Source organism: Chryseobacterium camelliae, from assembly GCF_030818575.1.
Taxonomy (GTDB): Bacteria; Bacteroidota; Bacteroidia; order Flavobacteriales; family Weeksellaceae; genus Chryseobacterium; species Chryseobacterium camelliae_A.
The window spans coordinates 1,053,156-1,071,718 of the sequence record NZ_JAUTAL010000001.1; the positions used below are offsets into that span (position 1 = coordinate 1,053,156).

The window sequence follows — 18,563 nt, forward strand, 5'->3', positions numbered from 1 at the left end:
CATTTTATAATCTACTTCGGAATATGCTGATGGATAAAGCCGGCCAGCATTTCCGTATTTCCGCCGTAATGATGGTCTGCTTTGATATGTACCATTTGATAGGTCCTTGGACTGAGCGTAATTTCCCGGTACGGAAAATGGGCAAATTCAAAATCGCTCAGCACCAGCGTCAGTGGTACACCCCTCATTTTGTTGATTTCCGGGATCACTTCAAAGCTTCCCTTGAATTCTTCGCCGAAATATTCCGTAAGGTGGATTTTAAAATCGTTGCTTTTGGAAGGCCCGATAATGAATACCTTGTCAATTTTATTTTTCAGGTCCGGGGTAAAGCGGTTGTATACAAATGCGGTAATATCTGCACCGAAGGAAAACCCAATAATGATGACCTCTTTATTTTTACGGCCCCTCAGCTGTTTGTTAATATACTTTTCAACATCTGAAGAGGTTTGTACGGGTGTTTTCTTGCTCCAGAAATACGCTTTGGTATCCAGGGCAAAAACATCGTAGCCGAAACGGTGAAGATCCCTCCCCAGATTTTTGGAAAAGGTATTGAACCCCGCATCGCCGCTCAGGTAAAAAATGATGGGACGGGTATCATAGTCGTCATTCCATTCCGTTACCTTAAAATCCGTTCCCTTTCCGCAACCGGAAAGAATAAAGATTAAAAAAAGAAAAGTACCCAGCCTTGACAATCTTAATGCTTCGCTCATGGTTTCATTACTTTATTTAAGGCAGCCGGGAGCAGCAGCAGGTCCAGGTCATTATTATACACCAGGTATTTATTTTCCCAGAGGTCAGCATATTTTTCCTTAAAGTTCCTCAGGCTCTGGTAATGCTTAAAGCTTCCGAGTCTTTCATAGGCAATCTTTAAAAGCTGTTCAGCCGTATTATCAGGATGGCGGGCTCCGGCCATCGGCGTCATTCCCATATTGATAAATTTAAGGTCTTTGGCGCGGGCATACTCAACGAGCTTGATGATTAAGGCATCAACGCTTCCGTTGGGGGTATCCTCCTTCTTACGGATCATGTCATAGCTGCATTCATCCGGCGCACAGTGCGGGATGATATTCAGGAAAGCGACACAGCGGCCTTCAGGATCAAGAATAAGGATCAGGTCCTGGTTTCTGACCACTTCACGGTCAAACATCCCTTCTGCAAACACGATTTCCTTCTTGTCAGATTCTGTCAGCCATTCATCCGAAACCGCCTGAATCTGGTCTATCGTGGCATCATCCTGGGGCGCAAACCTGATTTCTGTGGTATATCCGGCTTTTTCGAGCCCGTTGACGCCATTCCTGATCGATTTCCTTTCTTTTCCGGAAAGGCTGAAATTTTCAGCATCCAGCAATGCATCCTGGCCGATAAAGAGCTTTTGTTTCCCTGAAGACGGAAAATAGGAGAGTCCATCTTCACCTACCCGGTAATAGCAGGTTTTAAGGCTGTTCTTCCGGCAGTAATTTTCAAATTCTTCAATCACGGTCACTTTATCTTCTGCGGCACATACCGGCTCTTCCAGAACAACGGCAAAGCCGTTGGCGGTCCGGAATGATACGAATCCTTCTGCCTCTTCGGAAAAGAACAGCTGCTTATCCTGCGCCAGTTTGAAATAATCCAGGGATGAGGCCCCATATTCTTCCACAAGGTCTTCGGCATCCTCATATTTTTCCGTATTGTCATCCGTCCCTTTGTGTATATTGCTCCTGTACAGGGAAAAAATAAGGATCAGCCAGGAAATGGCACCCAGGATAAAGTTCAGGTTCTGGAAGTCCCTTGCAAAACCTGTACGGGCCACCAGTCCGGAATCGCTGAACAAAAGGAAAGTATGGAGGGTATAATAAAAAGCTTCCTCTTTGGTGAAATCTATTCCGAAATGGGATTTGCTGATAAAATAGAAGCTGAGGTAATTAAAAATAAAAATAGCGACGAAGATTCCCGTAAACCAGCCGAACCCGCGCTGAAGCGAAATCCTTTTCGTCCTGAGGATATATTCTTTTCGGCTGTAGATCAGCAGTCCCAGGGTAGCCAGGGCAAAAAGGGCTTCCTCATAATCCAGGGCTTTTGCCAGGTTGAACACTATAGACATCACCGTAAAAGCTACTGCGAAATACCAGGCTCTCCGGGTACCTTTAAACAGATGGGCTGAGGTAACCAGAAGCAGCACACCGGCAATCAGCGTCAGTGTCTTGGAAAGGTGGATGACATCCAGAGCCAGGTAACCCTTGATAATGTGAAGACGGTCTGCCAGGGCAGGTGTGATTACAGAAAGAATATTGATGATGCCGAGAAAAAAAATCATGACCACCGGAATCATGCGGGCAAGAAGCTTCCTTCCGCTCCAGAGGTAGGCAGCAATACCGGCCAGCAGGGGAAGCCAGAATTCAAACAACCGGTACAAAAGAGTAATTCCGAGTCCGTCTGCATGCTCGTATCCGAAGCTAACCAGAATGTAGGTCAGAGAAAATTCCACAGCTCCCAATCCCCTAAGGAAAGGCGAAATAATCATCAGTACAACGGACACCACATAAGAAATGGCAGCGGCTGAAAAAGATGCCGGTGTACTTAAGGCGTACATGGCGATCATCAGGTGGAATACCCCGCAAAATTCTATTCCTACAGAGATCAATACGGTAATCATGAAACTTTTCCGGTCTATTTCACTGTTGAAGATTTCTTCAGATGAACGGATCAGCCGGGGAAATTTTCTCTCCGTAAAACGGTACAATGCGTTCTTTTTCCGGAATGAGATAAAAATACCGTACAGTGCGAATACCAAAATACCAAGCACCGCAATTCCGGACCAGCTGCTGCTGAAGTTTTTATTGATGAAAAGCGCATACACCATCAGCGGCAGGCCAACAACCAGAACGGTAAGCAGCCCTACAAAACCATACACGGCACTGGCCTGGTGAATAGAAGCCGTATTGTAACCTTTGGTCCTGATGTTTCTCGGCAGATAAGCCAGAGAACTTACGCCTCCGGCCGGCAGGAAAACACTCAGAAAATTGCGCTTCAGGAATAAGCTGACTGCTTCAGGCAGTTTCAGGGCAAGGCCGGCACTCCGGAAGCTGGTAACATACATAAGGCCCTGTAGAATAATATAGATCACGGACAGGACGATCCCTGCGAGTATCCATTCCGTTTTGGAACTTTTAAGCTGCGGCCCAATAGAAGCAAGCTCATGCCGTTCACTTCTGAAGAAGACAAAGGCAAGCAGTAAAACAAGGAAAGCGAGCAGCTCTTTCCAGCGGATCTGCCTGAACATTGCCGACAGTTTGAATTTTTTCATGTACAGTTTTTTATCTGTTCTTATTTGCAGGCATAAAAATAAATAAAATCCCAAGACCTGCGGGATTAATTTTCATGAGTTAAATATTTTTCCGTAAGATGCGATAGTAGTCATTGACCATAGTTATTTACGTTGAATTTGAATGGTTTTAGATTGTAATGTCTTGACTTTTATTGTGTTATTCAATCGGTTTGACAGAGTTAAATGAATTTTTCTATAATGTGAATTCTCCCTGTTGTGATGTTATTATAATGTGTACATTTAAATACATGTATTTTTTCACAATACATCAACCATAAACAAACTAATTATCATGAAAAAAACATCATTAATGAATGCAGTTTTTGCATTGATGACAGGGCTGTTCCTATACAGCTGTCAGCAGAACCTCGAAGATCCTGCTAAAGAAAATCCACAGAATACGGCCAAATCATCCATGAAAGCAGCACCTGACCCCAATAAGATGCTGAAGTTCGCGAGTTTGGACGAATACGATAACTTTTTATCGGATGCAGATTTCAGGAACGATAAAATAGCCAATACCGATTATTCCTCACTCAGGAGTTCCCTCGATGAATTCGATGCCAGATTTAAGTCTGCCGATACCGTGGATATCGATCAGGACCCGGCGATAAACGACACCATCTACGAAGATTTTGAACTGTTGCCTCTTATCCTGAACCGTGATAAACTGGTACAAATGGGCGATTATATTGTGCGTGTGGATGTGCCTGCGGAAAAAGCCTATGCCGTGGATGCCGGTAATGCCAATGCCGTACATATCCTTCTCAATGATCCTGCGAACAGTGCCGTTAAGCCGTTCAGTACCAAGGAGGAGATGATCGGCTACCTATTCCATCTTGTTTTATGTAAAGACCGTTGGGCATTGTATAAAAACATCACCACGAATACCTATTGCAGCAGCAGGAAAAGGACCAGGAAGATGCTGGCTTATCAGCATGCGGGCATTTATTTTGAAGTGAAAGCAGAGGCCAGGGCCCAGAAAAAATGGCTGATATGGTGGAATGACTACAGCCAGTATCCAACTATCCCTTATGTATCTTACACTTTAACCCAAAGATGCGGATATACCCAGAGCTGGAGCGGAAATCCGCTTAACTTCGGACCAGATTATATTCATAACGGTAACAGGGCTTCCTTTACGATTTACAAACACTGGAAAGCACTCAAAAGCTATAATGTAAAAGCTACGATCGGAGGATGCTGGGGCAACCAGACTTTCCAGATCCAGGATTAATATTATTAAGATGAAAAAATACATGGGACTGCCTTAGTAATTAAGGCAGTTTTTATATTTTAATGAGGTATCTTAATTTTTCAATCACTTCATCTGTATACCGATTTCTGCGGCAGTCATCCCTTTTCCGGACAGAATTTCAGAAGCCTTGAAACGGATGAAGCGTACCAAAGCCGGTTTTTTCAAGATCATGACCTGTTCAGCCGGGTTCGCTTTAATGTTTGAAAACTCTCCGTCTGCTGCCCTTTGCCACCGTATGCCATCCTCACTTGTTTCTATACTGTAATGAGTAACGGTCCCGGATAGGTCTCCGTCCTGTCGTGGCAGATAGGTAACGGCCTTTACGTTCTGCTTCCGGCCCATGTCAATCACTATTTCAGAAGGCATGGATGAAGCCTGATAAAATGTTTCGGGACGGTCATCGATAGCATATTCAGCAGGATTTGTCTTGCCCGAAGGTTTCGGCTGTACGGGTTTCCATCCTGTTTTTACGGGTCCTGACTGTAGGACAGCCACCTGGCTCTGCTGGTCTTCGAGAAAGGCCATAGCCTTTACCAATCCGCCATCAGGTAACCGGAGTGGTTTGCGGTACCTTGAAGAGGAGCGGGTAGGTGTACTGCCATCCAGCGTATAATAGATTTTTGAACCATTTTGTGAAGATTCGATACTGATTTGCCCGTTCTGATTCCTTGTAATAACTGGTTTTCTGAGCAATTCAGGTTCATAATACAATCCGAAATCACTCAGCGCAATAGCTACGGGAGAAATGGTAATTATAAGCCTGATCCTGGAGGCTGTAACCGGATTTTGAAGCCGTATCAGGCGGTTGGGACCGATGCTTGTAGCAGCAGCGATCTTTTTCCATATTCCTCCGGAAAAAGCTTCAATTGTAAAAGCTTCAATGCGCTGGCCTAGCTTGATATTTTCCCGCAGCCGAATGACATTGAAAGTTGTTTCGGCGGGGAGTGATACTGTAAGTTCCGGTGTGGTTTCGTTGTCATCGGTTGCCCAGTAAGAATAGCGGTCATCATCCAGCAGGTGCTGCGGCCCGTATTGGGAAAGATTATTTCCGCGGGTATTACTGGCGGACAGGGAAGCACCCGCTGCAAGGTTTTTGGAAAAAGTCTTACGGAGGAGATATCCGAACTGCTGAAGCGATGCCACATCTTCCGGATTCAGCTGTCCATCAGGGTTTGGGGAGAGTCCAAGATCCAGGTTGGCTCCGCGGCCTACACTTTTGTAATAAAGATCCAGCAGTTCATCGGGTGTTTTGACGCGGCTGTTTTCACGGGCGTGGTAAAACCATCCCGGACGGAGGGAGACATCGCACTCCGCCGGCATCCAGTATTTTCCGTTCCGGGTGCCTTCGGTACCCAGTTCATATCGGGTGAAGCCGTTGGAAGGCTGCCTTCCTTGTTCCGGAGCCTGGGGTTCGTAGGTAGCCCAGCAGGTTTCGCCGGCATGGCCTTCTTCGTTGCCTACCCAGCGGACATCCGGACCCACATCGCCAAAAATCGCCGCTCCCGGCTGCATGCTCCGGATCATTGCCCAGGTGGTTTCCCAGCCGTAGTAGGATGAACGGTCTATTTTCCGGGTCTCCCGGCTGCCGCCGTAATATCCGTCTCCTCCGTTAGCACCGTCATGCCAGGAGATAAAGATTTTACCGTAGCTACTATACAGTTCTTTCAGCTGCCTGCGGTATATTTCAACATACTCCGGTGTGCCGTAATAAGGGCTGTTGCGGTCCCAGGGAGAGCAGTAGATGCCCAGTTTCATATCCAGCTGCTCACAGGCTTCCCGGTATTCCTGTACCATATCGCCCTTTCCGTTTTTCCACGGACTTTTACGGATGCTGTGTGCAGTAGTTTCCGTAGGCCACAGGCAGAGCCCGTCATGATGTTTGGCCACGACTATCACACCTTTGAACCCGCCGGCTTTAGCTGCTGCCACGATCTGGCGTGCATCAAACCGTGCAGGATTGATGAGTGCGGGGTCTTCATCTCCGTAGCCCCATTCACGGTCAGTGTACGTGTCTACGCCATAGTGTATGATGCAGTACATTTCCATTTCATGCCAGTCCAGCTGAGCTTGGGTAGGAAGGGCTCCGTAAGGCTGGGGAGCATTTTGTGCGGCACAGGGAAGGATACCTGCCATCAGTCCGCTCAGGAAGATCCACTTTTTCATTTACTTTCCGGTGTATTGTTCTGATCCAGGATGGCATGGTCGACGGTAGAAAGACGGGTGTGTCCGCTTTTCAGTTCATCGAAAACAATGACCTCGTTCTTACCTTTCCTAAGCCAGGAAGCCGGCACATAGATCGTCTGCTGCGGACCTATTTGCCAGTATTTTCCAAGGTTATGTCCGTTCAGGAATACAAATCCTTTTCCGAAATCCCGCATATCCAGGTACATATCTGCAGGCTGATTTAGGGTAAAAGTTCCTTTATACAGGCCAGGCTGCCCGTCTTTTTGCTCAGCTGTCCGGCTGAAAGAGAAGTTGTTTACAGTACTAAACGGGAAGCGGTACATTTTCCATCCTGAAATCTCCTGTCCGTCAACGGAAACGGATTCTGTGATGCCATGACGGTTATCTGCGAGGTATGGACCGTAATTGATGCGGCCGTTGTTTTCTACCCAAAGGTCCAGGGTGGCTCCTGAAGGGATGCCGGATAACGCTACTAAGTCCTGTTTCAGCCGCCGGTCCAGAGTGGTGATGTACTTTCCGTTAACATAGACCAGGGCATAATCTCTCAGCTCCCTGATTTTCAGCAATCCGCCTTTGCTAAGCGTTGTCCGGTAGAGTACGAAACCATACGCCTGTCCCAGATCCTCAAAAGACAGTGGTTTTGCTGATTGCTGCGGTTTAGGGAGCTGACTGAAAATATTGGCAAAACCGTCCAGTGGAATATCGGCGATCTTAACGGCAGGTTTCTTTGCCGGGACGTCCGGAATAGCCTGTCCTTTAGGAAGATGCTTCTCAATGACATTCCTGAAGGCAAAGAATTTTTCAGTCGGGTTTCCCGCTTCATCAAGGGGAGCATCATAATCATAGCTGGATACCTGCGGAGCATACGGATTTTGTGCATTCATATTGGCTCCGTTCATAAATCCGCGGGTGGTACCGCCGTGGAACATATACATATTCACGGAAATGCCGGCTGATAAAAGTGCATCGAGCGTCTTGGCAGATTGTTCTGCCGAAACATGCGCGTGCTTTTTACCCCAGTCATCAAACCATCCGGGATACCATTCCGCGACATAATACGGTCCTTTACCATTGTGGTACTGGTTGATGAGTGCTTTCACTTTTGCAGGGTCTTCCAGACCGTTGACTGCCGGCAGATAGCCGGGCAGGTAGCCTTTCGGCATCTGGTCTGCTCCGTCACAGGTAAACAAAATCCCGTCAAACCCGGCTTCTCTGAATATTTTCCGGTTCAGGTCGAGGTAATTTTTATCATCGCTGTAGGATCCGTATTCATTTTCAACCTGCACCATCAGAATATTGCCGCCATGGGTAACCTGAAGCGGAGCAAGCTGCTTTGCCAGAGCATTGATATATCGGGTATAAGCAGCCACAAACTTAGGATCGGTACTCCTTACTTTCATTTGCGGGTCTTTTAAAAGCCACCACGGATAACCCCCGAATTCCCATTCAGCACAGACATATGGACTGGGCCGAAGCACTACCCATAAACCCTCTTCCTGAGCGGTTTTCACAAATGCGGCAATATCATTGTTCCCGCTGAAATCATAAGTTCCCGGTACTTCTTCATGTACATTCCAGAACACATAGGTGCCTATTGTATTCAGTCCCATGGCTTTGGCCATTTTCATCCGGTCGCGCCAGGCTTCTCTTGGGATGCGGGCACAGTGCATTTCCCCGGAGATCATCTGTAAAGGCTTTCCGTCGAGTAAAAAGTCGGAATCGCCCAGGGTGAACGTGTGATGTGCCTGCTGGCTGTAGCAGGGTGTAATAATACAGCAAAAGAGGCTGCCGAGAATAAAAAGAAGTCTTTTCATAATGGGTTGTTGGGCTGTTGTCCAAGCCTGTATCAGAGGCCGGAATGCGTATGGCAAGATACTAATATTACCGAATCCGGAACAAATATGAAAACGGGATGTCAGATAAAGCAATAAAAGCTACCTGTACAGATGGTCATCCAGCCGGAATTTTTTACATTTAAACCTTAAAAATACTCAAATAATGACTGGAGAAAAAGAAGTGCTGCATTTCCTCCGTTCGCTGATGCCGTTTTCAGACCAGGGCTGGGACATCCTCAGGCCTGCACTTACGAGCCGTGAATTCAGGAAGAATGATTTCCTTCTGGAGCAAGGAGCGGTCTGCCGTTCCCTGTTTTTTGTAGTAAAAGGCTACTGCAAGACGTATTATGAGATCGAAGGTGAGGTTAAAAATACAGGTTTTTTCTTTGAGAATGAAATCGTAACGAACATCAACAGCTTCGGTTCCGGGCAGAAATCTGACTTCAACATCGTTGCCTGTGAAGACTTGTCAGCGGTTGTCTTTGACCGGGAAAAGCTGTTTGAGATTTCAAAACATTCGGCGGAGGTTGAAGCATTGGGAAGGAGCTGCATCCGGAGGTATGCGGTTCGGCAGGAAGAACTGCTGACCGTTTTTCAGCTGTATTCTGCTGAAGAAAGGCTGGAATACCTCGAGAAGAACAGGCCGGAACTTGTACAGCGGGTGCCGCTTTCCCAGCTGGCTTCATTTCTTGGAGTCCGAAGGGAAACTCTAAGCCGCATCAGGAGGCGCAGGGTTTCAAGGTGAAAATTATGTGACGATTGTCACAGGGCACTGTTTCTTAAAAGATCTTCCTTTGTACAAAAAAATAAGTCATTATGCAAAAATTAAGAAAGATCGACGAACACACCAATGTGATCACGTGGTTTGAAATCCCGGTATCAGACCTGGACCGGGCAAAAAGTTTTTATGAAACTATTTTAGACATCAAAATGGTCAGGAAAGGGGACGGTGAAGATGAAGGCATTTTCTTTCCTGCTGATCCTGATGTGGTTCAGGCTACTTCCGGAAGGGTAACCGGAGTGTTGGCCAAATCTGCCGGAAACCATCCTTCAGATCAGGGGACCATCATTTACCTGAATGCCAGCCCGAGTATTCAGGCCGTCCTGGACAGGGTAGTGCCGTCCGGAGGAAAGATTGCGGAACCGAAGCAGCTTTTCGGCCCCGTAGGATTGATTGCTGTGATCATTGACAGTGAGGGCAATAGGATCGGTCTGCATTCGGAATCATGACGTAAAGGGCATTTAGGCTGCTGCCTGCATAGGGAATGATGTGGTTTGAGTTGGTATGTTTATATTTGAAAATTGTTTCAATGTTTATTTCGGATAGAATATTGTAAAAACATTTCCGGAAAGTAATTGAGCTGCACTTTACAATAAAAACATACCACAATGATACACCGATTCAGACTCACCGTTCTGTTTGCCTTTATGATCTGCTGCCAGGCTTTTGCCCAGACTACAGATAACCTGAAAGAAAGAATACAGCAGATTATTTCATCAAAGAATGCTGAAGTAGGCGTTGCCATTAAAAGCCAGGACGGCAGGGATACCTTATCCATTAACGGCGACAGGCATTTTCCGCTGCAAAGCGTGTTTAAGTTCCATATTGCATTAGCGGTCCTTTCACAAGTTGACCAGGGTAAATTCAGCCTCAACCAGAAAATAAAGATAGGGAAGAAGGATTTATTACCGGATCTGTACAGCCCGATCCGAGATCAGTATCCTAACGGGGTAACGCTCCCATTGTCTAAAATACTGGAATATACAGTTTCACAAAGCGACAATGTGGGCTGTGAACTTTTGCTGAAAATGATCGGCGGCCCGGAAGTAGTAGAAAAGTACTGTAAGGACAGCGGAGTGAAAGATATTTCCATTAAAATCAATGAAGAAACCCAACAGGCCAACTGGGACCTCCAATTCCTGAACTGGACTACCCCGAAAGCAGGCAACGAAATCCTGGAACTTTTCTATGCCAATCCCAACAAACTGCTCTCGAAGAAGAGTTACGATTTCATCTGGAAGGTGATGCGGGAAACTGAAACGGGAGAGAACAGGCTCCGGGGACAGCTGCCTAAGAAAACAGTGGTGGCACATAAGACAGGGTCTTCAGGCTCCAATAAAGAGGGCATTACTGCTGCTGTTAATGATATGGGAATTGTCTTTCTGCCTAACGGAAAGCATTATTTCATTACTGTTTTTGTCACAAAGTCCACGGAAAATGCAGAAACGAACGAGAAAATCATCGCCGATATCTCAAAGGCAGCCTGGGATTATTTCAACAGAAAGAAATAGTATCATGCGTATAAAATAGTCAGTCAGCAACTTTAAACAGTTACTTACACGGCATTTATAAAAGAATATAGCATACCTGAAATGAAGGTATGCTAATTTTTTTATGTACTTCAAACCGCCGGCTGCGGGATCCTCATTCCTTTCTCCACATGGAAAGTCAGGAGGATTATTATTTTCATCAACAAAGATGAGGCATCCATTACAGCAGATGGCATAAGCATTACGGCCAGCTATAGCAGAAACATGGGCTCCGTGCCTGTTGGTTATATTTTCAGTTCTTTCCTGTTGAGTAGGATTGCATTTCTCTCTTAACATCCGCTTACAACAATTTACATTCATACAGAAAATATAGGCATCTGCATCCAGTCTGAGGCATTCTGCATCTTCCATCTATTTGGTATTGTCAATAAGAGCAATTTTGCTCAAAAAAATAATGGAGCGAGAAAAATTTTACGGGCTGGACCACCTGAGAGCTGTTGCCATTCTGCTGGTGCTGTTGTATCATTACCGAATGTTTGAACATCCGGCGTGGATTGATACCATTGGCTGGGTTGGCTGGACCGGCGTGGATCTGTTTTTTGTGCTGAGCGGCTTCCTGATCTCCAGCCAGTTGTTCGGGGAAATCAGCCAATACGGTACTATCCGGCTGAAAAGTTTTTTTACCAAACGGTTTTTCAGGATCATTCCGCCATACGCGTTAACGTTGTTGCTGTATTTCTGCTTTCCCGCATTCCGGGAAAGGGAAGCGCTTCCGCCGTTGTGGAAATTCCTTTCCTTTACGCAGAACTATGGATTGAATGTGATTGACAACGGGACATTTTCGCACGCCTGGTCATTGTGCATCGAGGAACAGTTTTACCTGGTGCTTCCGTTGTCGTTATTGCTTTTGGTGCGGCTCAAGGCGATGAAATATGTGAAGTCCGCCATTCTTTTCCTGCTTATTCTCACTATGCTGTTAAGGTTTTTTTTCTGGGCGCATGCTGTCCTTCCGCTCCGGGAAACGCCTGAATTCTGGAAAGCGTGGTATATGAAGATCTATTATCCCACCTATACTCGCCTGGACGGATTGGCCATCGGCGTGCTGATGGGATATTGGTATCAATTTTCATCCAGGTTTAAAGCTATCATCCATACAAATGGAAATCTCCTGACTGTTGCAGGAGTTCTGGCCATTGTTTTTTCCTTGTGGTTCTGTAAAGACCAGTATTCCGCACAGGCTTCGGTTTTCGGGTTTACTCTGGTGGCAGCCAGTTACGGGCTCCTGGTAGCGGGAGCGCTTTCAAGGTCTTCGTTCCTCGGCCGGAATCCCAATATGATCACATCGCAACTGGCTGTCCTGTCCTATGCCATTTATCTGTCCCACAAAGGAATCATCCATCTGGTACAGCGCTTTCTGGATCAGTATAACATCCCGGTTTCAGATACTATCGTATTGCTCCTTTGCCTGATCAGCTGTGTCATGGTTGGGCTGCTGTACCGGTATACCATCGAAAAGCCGTCTGCTCAGATCAAAAATAAAATCCTTAATAAATACCATTTATGAAAAACATTCATCTGCTCATCTTCATGCTGCTGTCCGGTTTTGCGACGGCTCAGAACTACACCACAGAAAAAAAGGAAATCGAAACCGTTGTCCGGCAGGTTAAAGAAAGCATCATCAGGAAAGATTCGGCAACATTTTACAGCCTGTTCCATGAAAATCCAGTGGTATGGATCGGTATGGTTAAAAACAGATCGCAGGCAAAACGTCTGGAAGTGAATCCTTTGAACATTAAAAATGACTTTAAAGATACGTATGAAAACTTCTTCCGCTATGTTTTGAAACCGGGAAAGAAGGAAGAAGAATTCAGGAATATCCGCATCATCAACGATGATGTTGTGGCAAGCGTAACTTTCGATTATACCTTTCGTGAAGGCCAGACCGTCACCAATTGGGGCTGTGAATCCTGGCACCTGATCAAAGCAGCAGGAAAATGGAAAATTGTGAGTGTTATTTATTCTATAGAAAACGCAAAATTTTTCCCGGAACCTGAGTAAATCTGCGCCATCCGCGAGCGGAAAAATAAAAATAAAATGATCTACAGGCATTCAAACCTCATAGTTTTTCAAAATCTATGAGGTTTAACCCTATAAAAGTCAAATACCGGATACACATTTCATCAGAAAACTCCATCATTTGCTTTATCAGCCTCCTTTGTCCAGGATGTAAATAAAGAAAATCTGTGAGACCTGTGCCATCTGCGAACTATAAAAAAAATACAGCAATTATTTTTCAGGTTTGGGTTTTCTGGATTGATTTACATTATTTTCCCAAGTCAGAGACCGCGAATATTTTTTCATTGAAATATGAAGGTATGGCATTAAGCTGATATATTGAAACTGCCTTACGGATTTCCGTATGGTTGTGAAAAAAGACCAGAATATATTTGTTGCACAAAATAGATACATTATGGTAAATTACACTGAGGAGGATTTGCTCCACCACGATTACATTAACACCACAACTAATGCAGATAACCCGGATTACATCGCTATTCGTGATCGGGAACGTGTCAGCAAAAGAGAACGCTATGAAGTGGTTTATTTTTGCGATGCATTTGTAAAAAAATACGACGTTCCCAAAACTAAGGAAAGTTTTCAAAAAGTGGAAAAATTGATCAGGCTTCCGCAAGCCAGTGCTATAGTGATGCGGGATAAGCTCAATGCATTTGTAGCAGAAAACTGGAATAAGGGCCTGGTTTAAAACAGACAATGTAATGCAGGCAAATATCTTCTGCAAAAATCAGTTTGCTTAGGGTGTTGTGTTATTTCTAAACCTAACGGGTTTTGGAAACCCGTTAGGTTTTTTTACTGCCAATAAGCCTATAAAAATGAAATAATGAGTACACATTTCAAAATGATCTGACAGGCATTCAAACCTCATAGGTTTTCAAAACCTATGAGGTTTTCCCATCGCAGCAAAATTTAAGACGACAACAGAGGTAGGTGCAGGATAAAAATGATGATGAAAACATCTGTTCTTTCCTCTCTAAACCTTCAAGGTTTCCCAATTAGAGATCATCTATTTCTAAACCTAACGGGTTTTGGAAACCCGTTAGGTTTTTTTTACTGCAAATAAGCCTATAAAAATGAAATACTGAGTACACATTTCATTAGAAAAATTCCACCCTTTACTTTATCAATCTCCTCTGTCCGGGATATAAATAAAAAATCTGCGCAATCTGCACCATCAGCGAGCAAAAATAAAATGATCTGACAGGTATTCAAACCTCATAGGTTTTCAAAACCTATGAGGTTTTTCTCACTGCAACACAAGCCTGTACAGATAAAATGAAAGACAATCTCCATCTACCAAACCTTCACCTTTCGCATTCTTCACCTTCTTCACCCTCTTTACTTTCTAAAAAAGCCTTCCTCCGTTCCAGAATGATAAACCCGGCATCCAGCATCTTCATCAGATGGATATAAGGACCCACCATATTCTTTTCCGGTCCGCAGCGGTAGGCGCCGAGGGAAAAGTAGACCATCCCGCCCAGGAAATAATCAAATTCCTTGACTCTATAATCGATGAAAGCGGAATGAAAAACCAGCAGGGGATTTTGGTATTCTGCATCGGAAAGAAAGCCCTGCATGAGTGGGGATGAGATTTCAGCTGAATTGCTGAGCATCCATTTTTTGGCTTTCATCCGAAGAAAATACCCGGCACGGATGAATGATCGCATCGATTGGTGGAAATGGACCATCACGGAAAGGTCTTCATTGATCCAGTCTCTTTTCTGCACGGCATACTGCATGATGGTGTTCAAAAGGTCTTTGGCTGTGTTGAGGTCAACAGATTGAAAGAAATGTTCCATCATTTTCAGGCTGGAATGCTTTTTAGGGCTTGGTTTAAGCCGGGATTGTAAATCTGTGGTTTCTTTTTTCATACTATGTTTTTTTGTGTTGATGAGGTTCCGGTTGTGCATAGGAATTCCCGGAACGGTTTGTTTTTATGAACTGTTCTTTTGTAACGGCAAACTTAAAAACAAGTTATTGATGTTTTAAAAAAGCTTTCCTGATGCCCATTGGCGGAGAAAAGAACCGGGTAACCAAAGGATCAAAAACAGTGGCCTCCGGGCACCGGAAAGCAGACATACACGGCTGCAAGCCGGTACATCCTAAAAAACACACTTAACACTTATATAACACTTTATCGTTGAGAAGGATTGGCTTAGAACATTTGTAGATACAGCGGACTGCATGAAATAAAAACGGCGTGGAGTTCTACAATATCTAACTTGAGGTACTGGTATACCCTGGAACAAATAAGAGAACTCACGCCTAGGTCGTGAGCTTCCTGCTTATCGTCTCGTTCCTTTTAAATTACCAGTTTTCAAGTTGAGATTCTAAGCAATAGCTTCTAATAATCGTTGAAGTATCGCAAAATTACATCTTTGGATGTAATACATTTACAAATATAAGAAAAAATCTGAGATATGGTAATATATTACCATGAAATATTTTGATGAAATTACAAAATTGCTGTTAATTATAAATTAATGGATAGCAAAGACGTTTTAAAATTGTATATGCAGTGTTTTTCTGAACATCTCAGAGAGATAAGAAAGGAAAAATATAATTCTATGGATGCTGTTGCACAAAATTCAGTTTTTGATTCCAGTAATTATAATAAATATGAAAACGGTAAGGGAAATCCTACTATTGAAACCATACTTAAAATGGCTTCAGCATTTAAAATCCCTCCTAAAGAGTTGTTTGACTTTGAATTCGATATTGAGAAGTATAAAATTGAAGAATAATCCTGACGAAAGTCAGGATTTTTTTTGCTTTACGGAAACCCGTAATATTTAAAAGAAATAATGAAATAAGTTTGCAGTAATAAACATGAAGATATCTTAATTATAACTAAATAATAAATCCATGAAAAAAATCGCTTTCTTTTTAATCATTCTAGTATCAATGGTCTCTTGTACAAATTACTATACGGTACTACTAACAGAAGATACCAATGTATATGCAGGTAGTAGTAATGAAAGTATTATAACTACAATACCTAAAGATACCCAAGTTTACATTTCCACTAAAGCAAATAAAAAAAACTACAAAAGAATAAAATGGGGAAATTATTATGGTCTGGCTTATAATCCAAGTTATACTTCTTATAGTGCATACTCACCAGCCAAAAGCTATAATGCATCAACACCTTCCTATCATTATACGCCAAGCACAAGCAGCGGGGGAACGGTTCATGTAAAAGGCTACACTAAAAAAGATGGAACTCGTGTAAGTTCGCACACAAGAAGTGCTCCAAGAAGAAGATAATGAATTCAATTCAAGATAAATAAAATTTAAAACCTGGCTTATGCCAGGTTTTTTGTTTTTTAGATGGAAGATGTCTACTTGTTTAATATGAAATTCAGTGAAAATACTGAACGGGAATTTTGTAATGGTTTTTATTTTTGTGTTTTACGGAAAGCCGCAATAAGGTGAGTTGGTGGTTTTGTATTTTTGGATAGAATACAAAGCTTTAAAACTATTAAAGAGTAAAAAAACATTAGATGGCACATGAACCAAAACTTTCAGCATATATAATAAAATTAAATACAGTAAATAGAAATGTTGGAAAAAACCAATCGTAATTTACTGAGAAATCTGATTGAAGATATAACTACCAAGAATCTAGAAGATTCTTATATCTTTATTGAATTCTGCAGGAAATTTATTAATAGACTTGATAATAATCAAATTTATTCTGATTATATGGTTACTTTGTGTTAATAAAATGGTTAAATTTTAAATTATCCTATAGTTAATTATTTTCATGAGAAAAACTAATAATAAGCATTGGGAACAACCTAATTTAGATTGTTTGCTTTTTTTCGCTCAATCTATTGATGAAATGCTTTTTGATTATACTTTAGATTCCTATAAACCATTGGCGCTAAATAGTAGATTATTGTGTATAGAATGTTTAAATATACTTGAGGAGATTAAAGGAGATTTTATGCCTAAGCGAAATCTATCATCCATCATAGAAGAGTTAAAGTGGAGCCTTAATCGAGATATTGCTGCTAAAGAATTACTAGGTAAAAAATTTGAGTACTATTTAAGACAATTAAATCCAAATGAAATTAGGTTAAAAGAGCTTGAAATAATAATAAATCATATATACGGTTTTTTTGATGATAAAAAATACTTAGAGCAAATAAAAATAAATTTAATCAAATTAATTAAAGGCAATAAGGAAAAGAAAAATATAAAAAAGCTAGCTAGCTACTATGTTTCTGAATTAATCAATTATGGATATAATCCAAATCAGATATATTTTCAAAATAATAATTTTTTCTTTAATCAATCAAAAATTATCGATAAAGTTGAAAATATTAATGATTTTTTTAACATTTTTGACTTTGAAGTAAAGGAGTTTACTGTTGTTTTTATTGGTAGCTATATATTTACCCAATTTAAAGATACATTAAATAGATTTGATATAGTAGTAACTAAAAATTACTCATGTTTTTCTAACTTGCAAGAGGATAAAAACTTCAAAAAAAGTCGAAAGAATAACGAATCATTTATCATCAGTAGTAAAATTAAAGATTTTGATCATCATTCTGCTAAAGTACAGGCCGAGAAATTCCTTGAACAAGCTGTAAATTTGTTTAACTTTTATCATCATAAACAGAAACCGGAATTAAGAAAAAAAAGTGTTGTTGCAAGAAAAGAAGATAATTATGTTGTAGTAATAAATGAACCATTAAAGTCAATTCTTAAAACAAAATTTGAGGAGAACCCTGCAAGTGCTGCAATAAAAGTTGAACGCGTACTTAAAGATCTAAAGCTTAAAAGTGATTCATTATATCGTTTTTTAAGATGTGTTGATTTACATAGTGCTGCGTTATCTACTTCAGCTATTGAAAATCAAATACTTGATTTGTGGGCATCTATTGAAACGTTAATTCCCAAATCATCAGAGCTAAATCAAGATAGAATAGTACAAATCACATCAAAGTTAATTCCTTTCTTACAAATTAATTATACTGATAAATTATTTAGGCAAATATTCCAAGACCTACAAAGTTGGAATAAAGCAAAAATGTTATCAATTCTTAATAAAGTAAAACATGATAATGCTAAAAACAACTTTGAAAAAACAGTTGCACTAATAACTCTTAAAGAGAATTCAAATTTTAGGAATAGTATATATAATGATTTAGATGATTTTCCATTATTAAAATTTAGAATTTTTGAGTTAAATAGCGCATTCAAATCTCCTGCAACAATCAAAAAATCTTTAAATAGTCATAAGCAAAAATTAGAGTGGCATTTAAGACGTATTTATAGAACAAGAAGTTTAATTGTACATTCAGGAACATACCCATCTTACACAACAATCTTAATAGAGCATCTACATTATTATCTAGATATTTTTTTATCAAAAATCATATATTATTCTAGTCAAAAAAAATTTGTCTCGATAGAAGAAATAGTTTTGGAAATGAAAATTAATATTGAATATCATTCTGAATTACTAGAAAAGCATATTAGTGAAGAATTAACTATAAAAAATTATAAAGAAGTTATCTTAGGAATCGAGAGTTAACTAGAAATATGAATTGTAGTAGCCACGATTTTATCTGACAGTTATGGTTTAAAAATAATTGTTAGTAATATAGATATTTGTTGT

16 protein-coding genes are annotated in these 18,563 nt (G+C 41.7%); 10 read left to right on the forward strand and 6 right to left on the reverse strand.

What is annotated here, in order from left to right; all coding sequences use genetic code 11:
- Window positions 1-11: 11 nt before the first annotated feature.
- Together QE404_RS04800 and QE404_RS04805 are read right to left on the reverse strand one after the other, a co-directional pair.
- The gene (locus QE404_RS04800; RefSeq protein ID WP_307447212.1) at window positions 12-710 is read right to left on the reverse strand and encodes an alpha/beta fold hydrolase; all 699 of its coding nucleotides are present in this window, start codon (window positions 708-710) and stop codon (window positions 12-14) included.
- Window positions 707-3,286 carry a phosphatidylglycerol lysyltransferase domain-containing protein gene (locus QE404_RS04805; RefSeq protein WP_307447214.1) on the reverse strand — a complete coding sequence of 860 codons (2,580 nt, stop codon included), beginning with the start codon at window positions 3,284-3,286 and terminating at the stop codon, window positions 707-709. The genes QE404_RS04800 and QE404_RS04805 overlap by 4 nt, the downstream gene beginning before the upstream one ends.
- Before the next feature lie 313 nt (window positions 3,287-3,599).
- Between QE404_RS04805 and QE404_RS04810 the strand changes: the two genes are divergently transcribed.
- Entirely contained in the window at window positions 3,600-4,544 is a 945-nt protein-coding gene (locus tag QE404_RS04810) for a hypothetical protein (protein WP_307447215.1), read from the forward strand.
- A gap of 84 nt (window positions 4,545-4,628) precedes the next feature.
- Here the strand turns inward: QE404_RS04810 and QE404_RS04815 are convergent, their stop codons facing one another.
- Both QE404_RS04815 and QE404_RS04820 read right to left on the reverse strand, forming a co-directional pair.
- On the reverse strand, window positions 4,629-6,728 hold the full coding sequence (locus QE404_RS04815) for an alpha-L-fucosidase (protein WP_307447217.1): 2,100 nt from the start codon (window positions 6,726-6,728) through the stop codon (window positions 4,629-4,631).
- Window positions 6,725-8,563, reverse strand: a complete 1,839-nt coding sequence (locus QE404_RS04820) for a glycoside hydrolase family 35 protein (RefSeq protein ID WP_307447218.1) — start codon at window positions 8,561-8,563, stop codon at window positions 6,725-6,727. Before QE404_RS04820 ends, QE404_RS04815 begins: the two co-directional genes overlap by 4 nt.
- A gap of 184 nt (window positions 8,564-8,747) precedes the next feature.
- Between QE404_RS04820 and QE404_RS04825 the strand changes: the two genes are divergently transcribed.
- The 3 genes from QE404_RS04825 (at window position 8,748) to bla (ending at window position 10,876) form a co-directional block, all read left to right on the forward strand.
- A complete protein-coding gene (locus QE404_RS04825) occupies window positions 8,748-9,329 on the forward strand; it encodes a Crp/Fnr family transcriptional regulator (RefSeq protein WP_307447221.1) in 582 nt (193 codons plus the stop codon).
- 71 nt (window positions 9,330-9,400) lie between these two features.
- Entirely contained in the window at window positions 9,401-9,814 is a 414-nt protein-coding gene (locus QE404_RS04830) for a VOC family protein (RefSeq protein WP_307447224.1), read from the forward strand.
- A gap of 159 nt (window positions 9,815-9,973) precedes the next feature.
- Window positions 9,974-10,876, forward strand: a complete 903-nt coding sequence (gene bla, locus QE404_RS04835; protein ID WP_307447225.1) for a class A beta-lactamase, subclass A2 — start codon at window positions 9,974-9,976, stop codon at window positions 10,874-10,876.
- Here bla and QE404_RS04840 read toward each other — a convergent pair.
- Window positions 10,838-11,266 carry a hypothetical protein gene (locus QE404_RS04840; protein WP_307447227.1) on the reverse strand — a complete coding sequence of 143 codons (429 nt, stop codon included), beginning with the start codon at window positions 11,264-11,266 and terminating at the stop codon, window positions 10,838-10,840. The two genes, bla and QE404_RS04840, sit on opposite strands and share 39 nt — an antisense overlap.
- A gap of 43 nt (window positions 11,267-11,309) precedes the next feature.
- Here QE404_RS04840 and QE404_RS04845 point away from each other — a divergent pair, with 43 nt between their 5' ends.
- From QE404_RS04845 to QE404_RS04855, 3 genes are all read left to right on the forward strand, one after another.
- Entirely contained in the window at window positions 11,310-12,419 is a 1,110-nt protein-coding gene (locus QE404_RS04845) for an acyltransferase family protein (protein WP_307453734.1), read from the forward strand.
- The gene (locus QE404_RS04850; protein ID WP_307447233.1) at window positions 12,416-12,913 is read left to right on the forward strand and encodes a YybH family protein; all 498 of its coding nucleotides are present in this window, start codon (window positions 12,416-12,418) and stop codon (window positions 12,911-12,913) included. Before QE404_RS04845 ends, QE404_RS04850 begins: the two co-directional genes overlap by 4 nt.
- Before the next feature lie 412 nt (window positions 12,914-13,325).
- The gene (locus QE404_RS04855; protein WP_307447236.1) at window positions 13,326-13,619 is read left to right on the forward strand and encodes a hypothetical protein; all 294 of its coding nucleotides are present in this window, start codon (window positions 13,326-13,328) and stop codon (window positions 13,617-13,619) included.
- Between the two features lie 616 nt (window positions 13,620-14,235).
- Here QE404_RS04855 and QE404_RS04860 read toward each other — a convergent pair.
- The gene (locus QE404_RS04860) at window positions 14,236-14,802 is read right to left on the reverse strand and encodes a hypothetical protein (protein ID WP_307447239.1); all 567 of its coding nucleotides are present in this window, start codon (window positions 14,800-14,802) and stop codon (window positions 14,236-14,238) included.
- 612 nt (window positions 14,803-15,414) lie between these two features.
- On the opposite strand from QE404_RS04860, the gene QE404_RS04865 reads away from it, so the two are divergent.
- The 3 genes from QE404_RS04865 to QE404_RS04875 all read left to right on the forward strand — a co-directional run bounded on the left by QE404_RS04865 (window position 15,415) and on the right by QE404_RS04875 (window position 18,479).
- Window positions 15,415-15,675 (forward strand): helix-turn-helix domain-containing protein, encoded by a 261-nt coding sequence (locus tag QE404_RS04865; protein WP_307447241.1) that lies wholly within the window; start codon window positions 15,415-15,417, stop codon window positions 15,673-15,675.
- A 121-nt stretch (window positions 15,676-15,796) separates the two neighbouring features.
- Complete coding sequence (locus QE404_RS04870; protein WP_307447243.1) at window positions 15,797-16,198, forward strand: hypothetical protein; 402 nt, start codon at window positions 15,797-15,799, stop codon at window positions 16,196-16,198.
- Window positions 16,199-16,697: 499 nt separating this feature from the next.
- Window positions 16,698-18,479, forward strand: a complete 1,782-nt coding sequence (locus QE404_RS04875) for a hypothetical protein (protein ID WP_307447245.1) — start codon at window positions 16,698-16,700, stop codon at window positions 18,477-18,479.
- The last annotated feature ends 84 nt before the right edge of the window (window positions 18,480-18,563 follow it).